The sequence below is a fragment of the Spirosoma sp. KCTC 42546 genome (assembly GCF_006965485.1).
In the GTDB taxonomy this organism is placed as follows: domain Bacteria; phylum Bacteroidota; class Bacteroidia; order Cytophagales; family Spirosomataceae; genus Spirosoma.
Genome location: NZ_CP041360.1, coordinates 7,143,056 through 7,155,357, shown reverse-complemented (window position 1 = coordinate 7,155,357; position 12,302 = coordinate 7,143,056). Strand labels below are relative to the sequence as shown.

The 12,302-nt window shown below is 46.3% G+C and carries 6 protein-coding genes; all 6 read right to left on the bottom strand.

Annotated elements, in window-relative coordinates; all coding sequences use genetic code 11:
* Positions 1-58 precede the first annotated feature (58 nt).
* The 6 genes from EXU85_RS29225 to EXU85_RS29200 all read right to left on the bottom strand — a co-directional run bounded on the left by EXU85_RS29225 (position 59) and on the right by EXU85_RS29200 (position 12,226).
* Positions 59-574 (bottom strand): hypothetical protein, encoded by a 516-nt coding sequence (locus EXU85_RS29225; protein ID WP_142775468.1) that lies wholly within the window; start codon positions 572-574, stop codon positions 59-61.
* Positions 575-602: 28 nt separating this feature from the next.
* The gene (locus tag EXU85_RS29220; RefSeq protein WP_142775467.1) at positions 603-2,066 is read right to left on the bottom strand and encodes a SusD/RagB family nutrient-binding outer membrane lipoprotein; all 1,464 of its coding nucleotides are present in this window, start codon (positions 2,064-2,066) and stop codon (positions 603-605) included.
* 24 nt (positions 2,067-2,090) lie between these two features.
* On the bottom strand, positions 2,091-5,240 hold the full coding sequence (locus EXU85_RS29215) for a SusC/RagA family TonB-linked outer membrane protein (protein ID WP_142775466.1): 3,150 nt from the start codon (positions 5,238-5,240) through the stop codon (positions 2,091-2,093).
* 172 nt (positions 5,241-5,412) lie between these two features.
* Positions 5,413-6,891, bottom strand: coding sequence for a RagB/SusD family nutrient uptake outer membrane protein (locus EXU85_RS29210; protein ID WP_142775465.1), 1,479 nt, complete (start codon positions 6,889-6,891; stop codon positions 5,413-5,415).
* Positions 6,892-6,912: 21 nt separating this feature from the next.
* Positions 6,913-10,095 carry a TonB-dependent receptor gene (locus tag EXU85_RS29205; protein ID WP_142775464.1) on the bottom strand — a complete coding sequence of 1,061 codons (3,183 nt, stop codon included), beginning with the start codon at positions 10,093-10,095 and terminating at the stop codon, positions 6,913-6,915.
* A gap of 895 nt (positions 10,096-10,990) precedes the next feature.
* Positions 10,991-12,226 (bottom strand): nucleoside recognition domain-containing protein, encoded by a 1,236-nt coding sequence (locus EXU85_RS29200; protein WP_142775463.1) that lies wholly within the window; start codon positions 12,224-12,226, stop codon positions 10,991-10,993.
* Positions 12,227-12,302: the final 76 nt, after the last annotated feature.

Here is a 12,302-nt window from a genome sequence, read left to right as displayed (position 1 = left end):
CAAAAAGCCCTCCAATTGCTCAGAGGGCTTTTTAATAAACTTTAGTTTACTAGATAAATCAGGCTACAATACGTACTCGAACCGGTTCCGGAACGATTTGCGTGCCATCGTCCAACGTGACTAGAAACAGAAACTGGATTTCGGTGTAGTTGGGTAAGGCTACCGGCGTCGTAGCCACCGTTGGGTACTTTGTTTTGAAGGCAGCAAGTGTTGTTGTAAACACGGCCGTTGTGCCGGTACCTGCTATGGGCGCTGCATTGTAGGCGCTGGTGGCCGTGGCCGCATTCAATGTAGCGACGTTGATACCCGTTGCCCCTCCCACAATCTTGGTGATTTCCTTAATCGTACGACCACTTGACGCTGGAATCGACAAGGTGAACTCAATAGGGCCACCACCTGCTATCGAGGTAGTAATAAAGGGGTTGAATCCGTAGGTTGTTGTGCCCGGAAACGTTACAGGAATTGCCGGGCGGTTATCGCGCACCAGATCGCTGTAGATGTAGTCGTCCTTGCAGGAGAAGCTACCACCAACCAGCAGGGCCAGCAGTAAACTTTGTATTATATATTTTTTCATTCAATTGCGTGTTTGAAGTCGTTAACAATTAGTCAATATCCCACCAAACGCGGACGTTTGACTGCGGGGCTGGATTGGTGAAATTCGGATTGCGCTGAATTTCGTTGTTGATGTAAACCGCCCGAACAGGACGTGTTCCATCGATACCCGCTGCATTCTGGGATGGTTGCAGAACCGGGTAGCCCGTCCGACGATAGTCGTTCCAGGATTCCAGTCCATTCCCCGTAAAGGCAATGTATTTCTGGGTGATCACCTGCGCAATTTTCTCTTCCGTAGTTCCAGCCAGGGTAGCCACGGTTGGGTTAGCGGTGAAGTAAGCCGCGATTTGATCAGCCGTTAAACCGGCCAGGGTCATCGACGCGGTAATGCCTTCTTTGTAAAGTGCTTGTGGATCGCCAGGTGTACCCAAACGAAGAGCGGCTTCGGCCAGAATGAAAGCCCGCTGGAAGTTGGTGATTAAGCGAACCGGTCCTTCTCCGCTATTGCCCGTTACGTATTTATTGTAGCGCGACCAGTTGGCTACAGGGGTTGGCAATGTTCCCCGGAAACCATTGTCAAGGGTTACGTAGTTAGCCCCTGGTTTGGTAAAGAAGATCGGCAGGCGTGGATCATTCAGAGCCGTAAGCAGATTCAGGTACCGAGTACTCAAAATCAGATCATCCTTGAATGTGCTGAGGTTCGTGTACACGTAAATGGGTGCCTGGCTGTTTACACTGGCTCCAAATGTTACATTCGCATCTACGTTGTTGGCGTTTATAAAGTTGTTCCCTGTAATTACTTCATTGATTACGCTGGTAGCCAGAGCAGGCTCTTTACGACTAATGGTCATGGCAAATTTCAACAGCAGCGTATTGCCTGCCCGTTTCCATTTGGCCAGATCGCCACCGTAGATCAAATCGTCAGCACCGGGCTTCGTCACCGATGCCGCGTCGAGATCCTTGATACCTTCGCGCACCAGATCGAACAGGCTTTGAATGCCCAGCGACGCGTTGCCTTTGTAGATATCTTCCTGCTTATCAATACGGGGGGTTGTAAAGGCTTCGCCCTGTAAGGCCTGGGAGTAAGGTACATCACCCCACACATCGGTAGCAATGCTGAAGGTATACGCCTTCATGATCTTGGCAATACCGGAATAGGCTTTCGAGTTCGTTGCGTCGCCTAACTCGATCAACTTCTGGTAGTTGACCAATGCACCGTTGTAAAGTTCACCACTCCACTGGTTGCCAAAGTCGGCTCCATTGGTCTGATAAACATCGTAGTTGGCTGGGTTGTTGGCAGCGCCGGTCAATTGTTGGACCAATACTGATGCAAAGCGGTTCAATTCATTAGAATTGGCGAATGCAGAACCAGCTTGAGCACCTGGCAACAACACCGCCGGTGTTACCGATGTCGGGTTGTTGGGGGTTACGTTAACGTCCAGGTATTTGCTACAGGCCCCCATCCCTAAAAAGACAGGAATCAGCAGGTAGCTTTTGGGAATTATAAATTTCATAAGTAAATCGAATGAATAAGGTGATTAGAACGTAAGCCGAATGTTACCCCCGAAGTTGCGGGTGTTTGGCGGACCGTTCAGGTCAAGTCCCTGAATGTTACCAGCGCCCTGTGTATTGGTTTCAGGATCTGCTGTGAAGTTAGGTGCGTAGAAATATAAATTACGACCACTAACACCTATTGAAATAGCACCGAATGGGGTTTTACTCAACAAGCTCTTTGGTAACGTATAGTTCAGCGCTACTTCGCGTAGACGATAAACTGTAGCATCAAATACGGCTCCTTCTGAAGCTAAACCACCCAGTCCTTGCCAATACGTCTGTGCTGGCAGTTGAATGTTGTTAGGCCGGAACGTACCGTCTGTATTCTGAATAACACCGGGTAAAATTCGGGGCTGGTCACGGTCTAGACCCGTTACATACAAAGTACCATTCGACCGGACATCTACAGCATTGAATGAGTAGAGCTGACCACCTTGCCGCGTATCAACTAACACCGACAAAGCAATACCTTTATAGGAGAAGGTATTGGTCAAACCTGCTGTGTAGTTAGGCTGTGGGTTTGAAATGACCGAGTTAGCAATACCGGGTGCAAACTGGCCAGAGGTTCCGTTAATGATGTATTGGCCCGCATACTGGCCTGTTGCATCATAGTATAGCCCTTTGGGATCCGAACTCTGCGCACGAGCGTTGGCCGTACCAACGATTACACCATACGGGAATCCTTCGTAAATAGATGGTGCGATACCAACAAACGAGTTACCCGTGATGTTAGACGAAACAACACCGGGTGCAATGGACACGACCTTATTTCGAATGAGGGTATAGTTCAGGGTTGCATCCCATTTGAAGCCACCTGCCCGTATGGGCGTAGCATTCAGAACTACTTCAACACCCTGGTTACGCAATTCCCCAACGTTGGTTGTGCGGGTGTCATAACCCGATGAGTTCGATACCGCTACGTTGAAAATCTGCTGCGTACTACGAGAATCGAAATAGGTAGCATCAATGCTCAACCGGTTTTTAAAGAATCCGAGGTTAATACCGGCTTCGTAAGATGTAACAAACTCAGGTTTGAGGCTATTACTGCCAATCCGGCTGCTGATACCAAAGCCCGGAATACTGGCACCATTGACAGACAATGGGAAGGCGATACTGGCCACGTTATTACCATAGCCTGAAGTTACATACACCGAATTCAACAGATACGGATCGGCATCACGGCCTACACGGGCAGCACTAGCCCGAACTTTCGCATACGATAATACATCTGAGTTTACCTTGAACGCATCGGTTGGTACGAAACTGACGGATGCCGACGGATAGAAGTAGGTGTTGTTCGCCTGAGGTAAGGTAGAGGACTGGTCAGCACGTCCTGATAATTCTACAAATATGTAGTTGTTATAATTCAGGGATAATTGACCATAGTAACCAACTAACCGACGCTGTGTGCTCGTTTCGCCACTGCCCGTAAATACCGTTCCGTTATTAATATTATAATAACCTGGAATGGTTAGTGAGGCTCCGTCTGCTATCACTTCCTGCGTTTTGCGCTGGTTAATATTATTGCCTAACAACAAGTTGGCATTAAGACCTTCCAGAAATAAATTGTCTTTGCGGGCTGTAATCAATAAATCCCCGTTCAATTCATTCCGGAAGAAATTATCCTGCTGTACCTGACCTAAAGGTGCACGACCTGCGCCAATCGGTAAGGTCAATTTACGACGATCCGTATACGTATCACCCGTTACCCGGTAGGCTACGTTCAGCCACTTAGCAATGTCGTAGCTGATTTGGAAGTTACCGAAAAAGCGGTCTACTTGGCTATCGAGCCGTTCGTTATTTACACTCCATTGTGGATTGACCGATGTCGTAGAATAATAAATACTTTTTCCATTGGCATCCTGATAAGGCTCGCCGGCCAGGTTGTAGCTACGAGGAATACGGGTAATCTGCCCAAAGGCGCTCGCTCCATTACCACCTGGAATACCTGTCGATACCGTCTGGACGTAAGTGCCTGTACCGCTGATCTTCAGGCCATTTTGCAGACGTGATTCCCCCCCAAGCTGGACGTTGGTCCGGTTAAACTTCGAGTTTTGTACAACTCCGTTCTGGAGGGTATTTCCAATGGCAATAATGTAGTTGCGATTGGCATCACCGGAAGCAATATTAACCGAATTCTGGATAATGCTTCCTTGCTTGTAGAAATCCTTGACGTTGTTTGGATACGCCTGATAAGGCACAACCAGTCCCTGTGTATTCGTTACCGAAGTAGGACCTCCTGCGAAAGCCGGTCCCCATGAGTTGGCTGAATTAGCCGTAAACAGGTTATTGGCTCCCTGACCGTAGTCATTCTGGAATTTCGGTATACCATATACGTTCTGGACGTTATAGGATGAATTGACCGTCACTTCCGTCTTATTATTCTGGTTACGACCCGATTTGGTGGTGATGACAATAGCGCCGGCCGAAGCCCGCGATCCATATAATACAGCAGCTGCAGGTCCTTTCAGTACGTTGACGGACTCGATGCTTTCTGGATTAATATCGGCCAGTCGGTTAGAGGGCTGGGTACCAAAGAGGGTGTTCTGCGTGTTGTTAACATCATTGCTGAAGATAATCCCATCAACAACGATCAGCGGTTGGTTACTACCGTTGAACGACGTAATCCCCCGGATGTTGATGTTGGTTGATGCACCTGGCGCACCACTGGAACCGGTAATGCTAACCCCGGCAAGTTTACCCTGGAGTGCATTAAGCAGGTTCGGTTCAGAGCGTTGAGCCAGAATGTTGCCGCCTACTTCCTGCGTTGCATACCCCAGCGACCGCTTGTCCCGTTCAATACCCTGAGCGGTTACCACAATCTCATCCAGACTCTGGGAGCCTGCCACAAGCACTACGTTGACGGTCGTTTTATTGCCGACGGCAACCTCCTGACCTGTATAGCCAATGAAACTGAATACAAGTCTGGCATTGGCAGGTACGTTGATTGAGTAATTCCCGCTGGCATCGGTTATGGCACCACGGGTTGTTCCTTTTACCTGTACGCTCACACCCGGTAGGGCAGAGCCGTCGTCTGATGAAGTGACGCGACCACTAACAGCAATGTCTTGTGCCAACACAGGTAGGCAGAAGAGCAAGCAAAGCAGCCAGCTTCCTACTAAAATTTTCCTCATTTGTGAGTAAAGATTAAATTGTCATTTAAAAAAATTGCAATTAAAGACAAATGTACTACCTGAAATTTTTATTTTTCATTATTTCATGGCACTTTTTTTGCCTTTTTTATAATAAAAGGCGACTACTCCGATCGGAGTAATCGCCTTTTTGAAGATAGAACCCTTTTATTGGTTAGTTATCTGTAGCGAGATTATTCAACGCCAGTTCTGAAGCCGAAATAGGCCAGATATAATTTGGTTCCGTAGGCGCTTTAGCCGGTACCGTTCCTTTAGCCGGAATCGTTTGGAGCAGACGCATCAGGTCATTATTTCGTAGACCTTCTCCCAGGAATTCGATTCTACGCTCCAGCAAAATGGCATTGGCCAGATCAGCTGACGTGGCGAAATTGGCTGCCGTAAAGGTCGTTGCCGCATCGGATCGGTTACGAACGGCATTCAGTAGCGCAACAGCCTGCTCATCTACCGTATTGGTGCTGCGAACTTTTGCTTCTGCCAGGTTCAGCAATACTTCTGAATACCGTATTACAGGAACCCAATCCGTATATGGGCTTGCTGTTTTGTACTTATTCAACCAGTTTTTAACTGTTGCACCTGTACCAGATTGCTTAATGAACGACCGCCGTTTGTCGGTAGCCGTCCAGGTTGGTTCAGCAACAATCCCTTTTGGATTCAGTGAATATTCACCGTTTCCAACGCCACCATTTGCTGTATTAGGCGAGAAATAATAAGCTAACTGATTCTGCGTGCCGGGGAAATCGCCAGTTGTGGAGGTCATCGGCATCGAGAAGATAGATTCCGGGTTAGCATAGGTTGTGAACACGGTTGTAATGTCCGATTGCAACTGATGCGGAACACCCGTAGGTGCTTTGAACGGAGCTGTTGCGCTCACAATCTTGTTCGCTTCCGTAATAACACTGGCGTAATTCTGCATGGTTAAATACACCCGTGTTTTTAAGGCAATGGCCGTATTTTTATGCGCCCGGGTTGTATTGTCAGACGCAGCCGTGTAAGTTGAGGGCAAACCGGTTTCGGCATCGTTCAAATCTTTCAGGATTTGCGTATACACTTCGGCAACGGTGCTCCGCGCCAGATTCGACTGACCAACCCCTTTGATTCCGTTCAACCGAAGCGGAACGCCTGGCTTGCTGCCATTGCCATCTGCATACGGACGAGCATAGTACTGAAGCAAGCTGTAATAGCTCAGCGCCCGAATCAATTTAGCTTCAGCAATGTACTTTGCCGACGCATCTGCACCAACAACCGTGGTACCACCAGCGGCCATCCCATCAATAAAGATATTGCATTTGTTGATGGCCAGATAAGCGAAATACCACAGGTTTACAACAGCAGTAGCACCGTTTGTGGCGTTTAACCCCCATACGTCCGAGCCTGTAACCAGGTTAGAGGTTTCGTTAATGAACTCTTCACCCCGGATATCGCCATAAATCACATAGCGTCCACCGTAGAAGTTACCATCTTTCAGCGCTCCGTACAACGATAGAAGCTGAGTTTGTACCCGGGTTGTGGTACTGAAGGCCGATGCATCGGATACCGATGTCTGCGGAATTGGAGTAAGCAAATCCCGATTGCATGAACTGGCGCCTAGCAGAACCAGGCCCAAAACTGCGGAATACTTTCCTATATTTTTCATTTGTTAGTTCTTCTTTCTTGATTAAAAACCGGCTTTCAGACCAACGGTGATCGTACGGGCATTACCGATCGTATTTCTGTCGACACCCTGTCCACCATTGACAGTCGATCCGTTAGAGGATACTTCTGGATCTGGACCAGGGTATTTCGTGAGTACACCTAAATTCTGACCGCTCACATAGAGACGCAGGCTACTGATTCTAGCTTTCGACAGCAACGATGCGGGGAGCGTGTAGCCAAAGGTTACTGACCGAACTTTCAGGAAATCACCTTTGAATACGTTGATGTCCATTGGGAAGGCTGAGCCATTGGAGGTGTTGTCATTGAAAACAGGCTTCGCGTATTTCTTGCCCGTATCCCCTTCTTTCTGCCAGGCATCGGTCAAAACATCGGTTGCATTATTCCAGAAACGTTGGTCATGCAGACCCGCGTTGGTACCATAGTAAACCGAGAAACCTAATTGGTAGGTAAGCAGAACGCCCAGATCGAAGTTTTTGAATTTGAAGTTGTTATCAAAACCACCATATACTTTTGGGATCACGTTTGCGTACATAACGGCGTCCGTAGCCTGGGTAATGGATGTACCGCCAGTTGGGCTAACGTATCTCGTTTTTCCGTCGGGCGTGGTTGAGTAGTTAAACTCGCCCGATGGAGCGTAGAACTGATAATACACATTCTGTCCGGCTGAATTAACGAAAATCCGTTTGCCCGTTGCTGGGTCAACACCATTGGTGCGAACAACCCACAGTTGACCTAGCGAATAACCTGGAGCCGTCTGGTTTACCGTTTCCAGACCCGATGTACCGGTTTGGAGTACATTTAAACCAGGAGCCAGCGCTGTAACTTCATTTTTATTAAAGGTAATGTTGAAGTTCGAACTCCACTGGAAACTCTTGGTGTTGACAACCCGGGCGTTGAGTGAAACCTCAAGACCTTTGTTGTACATTGTTCCAACGTTCTGGGGTGGATAAGCAACACCAGACAGTGTACCTGGAATACCCGTAGATGGCGATTGAGCTACGTTGAGGATCAGGTTGTCGATATCATTTTTGTAGTAGGCAACCTCCCCTGTAATCCGATTGTTGAACAGACCAAAGTTAAAGCCAATATCTGTTTTGGTACTGGTTTCCCACTTAAGTGATGGGTTCCCCACAACCGAGAAAAACAAGGTTGAAGCACCACCATATAAACCGGAGCCATAGAGCGAATATGGCGAATAGTCATTAATACTGCCAATATTCCCTACTTTACCATAACTACCCCGGATTTTGAAACTGCTGAAGATGTTATCCAGCGAAGCGGCTTTCCAGAAGCCTTCCTGGGTGATTTCCCAACCCGCAGAAAGACCGTAGAATGTTCCTTTTTTCTGGCCCAGCGCCGAATACTCATCCTGGCGTAAGTTGCCACTCAGGAAGTACTTCTCTTTATAGTTATAGTTCAGACGACCAAAAGCCGACAGTAAATAGTTTTCACCATAAGCTAGCCCGGCTGTATTCGTCGTTACATAACCTGCCTGAATAACGGTGTAGTTCGGATCTGATAGTGTCTGACGATTGATACCATACCCTAACGTAGTTGACCGTTGTTGTTCCTGACCCAATAGCAAACTAAAGTTGTGGGCTGCACCGAACGAACGATCAAACTGCGCTGTATTGGTCCACAACCACGTTTTTAACTTACGGAAATTGCTCGTCGCATTACCATTTGAACTATAGCCATCACTAGTGATAGGTGCCTGGAATATATCGTTGTCAATCAGCAGATAATCAATACCATACGTACTTTTCAGCGTGATCCAATCCAATGGCTTGAATTGAATGTAGGCATTCGACTGAATGTGATTGTTTTCCGTATTTGACCGGTTCAAATCTAATGTAGGTACTGGGTTTGGATAAGAAACCGAGGTGCCTGCTATGTTATTGGCTACACCAATAGCCGACCCGTTTACATTATACGTACCATCGTTGTTGTAAGGCGAAAGAATTGGAGGCAGTACAAGACCAACCCGGCCCAGGCCACTCGTATTAAAGGCTTCACCATTCAACGAGCCCGACGTACCAGCGGCCAGGTTACGCTCATTCGAAATCGCTATTTTACCGCCAATGGTAAACAGTTTGCTAAGCTTGCTGTCTACATTAAACAGCGCGTTCATCCGGTTAAAATCATTTTTCTGGAGAACACCCTTCTGGTTTGTATAGCCTACTGAGAAGTAGTAGTTCGTATTCTCACTGCCACCCGAAACGTTCAGGTTATGGCTATGCGAAACGCCCTGGCGGTAGATATAATCATACCATTTGGTGTCGATCGGATTGCCGTTGGCATCGTTGGTTTGCGTGAACTTTACCGCCGAAGCCGTGGGGTTATTGGCAGCCGCTTGCGTCTTAAAATTAATATACTGGCTGGCATTCAACATCTCCGGTAACCGGTAGGTGTTTGAGAAGCCTACCCAGCCATCGTAGTTCACCCGGACTTTACCTGACTTACCTCGTTTGGTGGTAATAAAGACAACGCCATTAGCCGCGCGACTACCGTAGATAGCCGTAGCAGCTGCATCTTTAGCTACGTCCATACTTTCAATATCATTTGGGTTGATACTGGCCAGTGGGTTACTGGGGGCATTAGTCGATCCCTGATCACCGGTGAAAGTTGGGACACCATCCACAATGATCAACGGATACGAGCTAAGCGAAATAGAGTTTGTTCCCCGGATCCGGAAAACCGGTGGGTTGTTAAGAACGCCGTTCGGAACCGTGATCTGAACCCCGGCCGACCGGCCAGCCAGACCTGATTCGAAGCTCTGGATAGGCATCTGAGCAATAGTACCCCCTTTAACGGATGAAATGCTACCTGTAGCATCCTGACGGGTCTGCGTACCATATCCAATAACGACTACCTCGTTCAGTTGCTGAGAATCACCCTTCAATCCGACGTTGATGGTTGATTGTCTGTTAACAACAACTTCTTGTGATAGATACCCAATAAAACTGAACACTAACGTACTGTTAGCCGAAGCAGTTATGCGATAATTGCCCTGTGCATCGGTGTTTGTACCCCGATTGGCACCTTTTACCTGTACAGTCACCCCTGGCAGGAGTGACCCGTCGTCTGATGAAGTAACTTGGCCACTTACCACTACATCCTGTGCTAAAACGGGTAGACAGAACAATAATGAAAGTATCCAACTTCCAAATAAAATTTTCTTCATTTGTAAGTAGCGATTAATTTATACTAAACGTGCTAAAAATTGGGAAACAAAGTTAATGTACAGAATACAAATTCCATACATATTGTCGAAAGGTTTTTTTGTAATATTCCGATAATTCCCAAAATTGAGAACATAGAATAGAGTAGACATTTAGAACAGTAGAAATAATTCATGATCGAACAGGAATAAGCGGAGAAAGCCACTTATTTGCAAACTCGTTTAGGAGTGCCTGGAAAATTCTATTTGTAGTTGGAAGGGCTATTTAGAATGACTAGCTTTTTATAATATGCCCTATAAATTATTGAGTATTTATACTTAACGTTCTCATTATTAGCTTCTTTTTTGTTTAAATAAGGCTATTATTTGGATTTGATTAAGGGGATATACCCGCGCTTATATACTTATTAAAAATAGAGAATAATGTTAAATTTCCCGAATTCATAAGTGCTAAATATGATCTTTAGGTAAAATAATAATTAAATATTTTAGGTAATATCAGTATTAAATATTGTATTTTTTGTGAAAAGTAAAATTTAGTTTGTTTGACTCTTGATTGTACAATTCCGTGAAACTACTTAGGTCATATCCTTTTACTAACACAGCTAATTTGCGATAAAATAGGGTAAGATGGCAGGATGCTGGAAATGCCTTAAGTCAACGATTCTCTAAGGTTAATAGCAGAATTAATGGGTATCAATACGGCCTGGAGAATTTCACTTTCTTAAGTATGAGGGGCATTTTAGTCCCTTTATAACACTACCCTAAAAGAAGCTGGTAAGGGGTTTAGCTATAGGCCAGATGGCTGTGGGTAGTTGATACTAATTGCCTGTAAATAAAAACACCGGCCTAATAAAGCCAGTGTTTTTACTCATTTTTATAACAATAAATTGTGGTTTTAATGAAAAAAGAAATAGCCTAAGGCTATACCTGCTATAACCCCCATTAAATCGGCAAATAAGCCGAATGGAATGGCATACCGGGAGTTTCGAATACCAACCGAGCCGAAATACAAAGCCACTATATAAAACGTAGTATCGGCAGCTCCCTGAAACATGCAGGCTAATCGGCCAACAAATGAGTCAGGGCCAAATTGCTTCATGGCGTCAATCATCAGCGCTCGCGACCCCGAACCGCTCAATGGGCGCATAAGAGCAACAGGCAACGCGTCCGTAAACTCTGTGTTCATACCGGTCAGGCTGAACATGTATTTCAGGCCATCAATAACGTAGTCCATAGCGCCGGAATTTCGGAACGCACTAATGGCGACCAACATGCCGACTAGATAAGGAATAATGCGTACAGACGTTTCAAAGCCGCCTTTTGCCCCTTCAATGAACGCGTCGAAAATGTCTACCTTTTTGCGCATTGCTCCCAGAAGAAACGAGACCACAATCAGCATCAGAATTAGGTTGCCTGTTACTTTCGAAATGACTTCAATTTCTTCTTTGGTTTTTGTTGACAAGAACCATAACGCCAGCGCAATCAGGCTTGTAATGCCACCCAACCAGCTTAGCACAGTGCTGTTCAACAAGTTGATCCGTTGTTTTATTGCTACAGCAATCATGCTTACGACTGTAGCAACGTAGGTAGCAATCAGGCAGGGGATAAAAATATCGGAGGGATCTTTTGCTCCCAGAATAGCTCGCTGTGCCATGATGCTTAGCGGAATAATGGTCAGTCCCGAGGTGTGCAGCACCAGAAACATAATTTGGGCATTCGAAGCCGTTTCTTTGGTTGGGTTCAATTCCTGCAAACTGGCCATTGCACGTAGGCCAAAAGGAGTAGCGGCATTGTCTAACCCAAGCATATTCGCGGAGAAGTTCATAATCATCTGCCCATTGGCGGGGTGATCTTTGGGTACTTCGGGAAACAGCTTGTGAAAGAAGGGCCCAATGATACGGGCTAAGAAATTGATTGCGCCTGCTTTTTCGCCTATATTCAGCAACCCCAGAAAAAACGTCATGACACCCGCCAGGGGCAAGGCTATATCCATGACGGCTACCTTGGATGAATCGAAAAGACCTTCGACAATGATTTTGAAGATTTCGGTATCGCCCAGAAAAATCAGTTTGACCAGCGCCACTAAAAACGCAATTACGAAGAAAGCAACCCAGATGTAGTTAAGAGCCATGCCGCTAATAAGGGGATAATGAAGCAAAGTAGCGTGTTTTGGCGTTATTTGCGTTATGATGATGTATAAAAAAGTT

Bases quoted from the DNA above. Each gene is read 5' to 3' on its own strand.
- EXU85_RS29225 (WP_142775468.1), bottom strand. From the start codon at position 574: ATGAAAAAATATATAATACAAAGTTTACTGCTGGCCCTGCTGGTTGGT.
- EXU85_RS29220 (WP_142775467.1), bottom strand. From the start codon at position 2,066: ATGAAATTTATAATTCCCAAAAGCTACCTGCTGATTCCTGTCTTTTTA.
- EXU85_RS29215 (WP_142775466.1), bottom strand. From the start codon at position 5,240: ATGAGGAAAATTTTAGTAGGAAGCTGGCTGCTTTGCTTGCTCTTCTGC.
- EXU85_RS29210 (WP_142775465.1), bottom strand. From the start codon at position 6,891: ATGAAAAATATAGGAAAGTATTCCGCAGTTTTGGGCCTGGTTCTGCTA.
- EXU85_RS29205 (WP_142775464.1), bottom strand. From the start codon at position 10,095: ATGAAGAAAATTTTATTTGGAAGTTGGATACTTTCATTATTGTTCTGT.
- EXU85_RS29200 (WP_142775463.1), bottom strand. From the start codon at position 12,226: ATGGCTCTTAACTACATCTGGGTTGCTTTCTTCGTAATTGCGTTTTTA.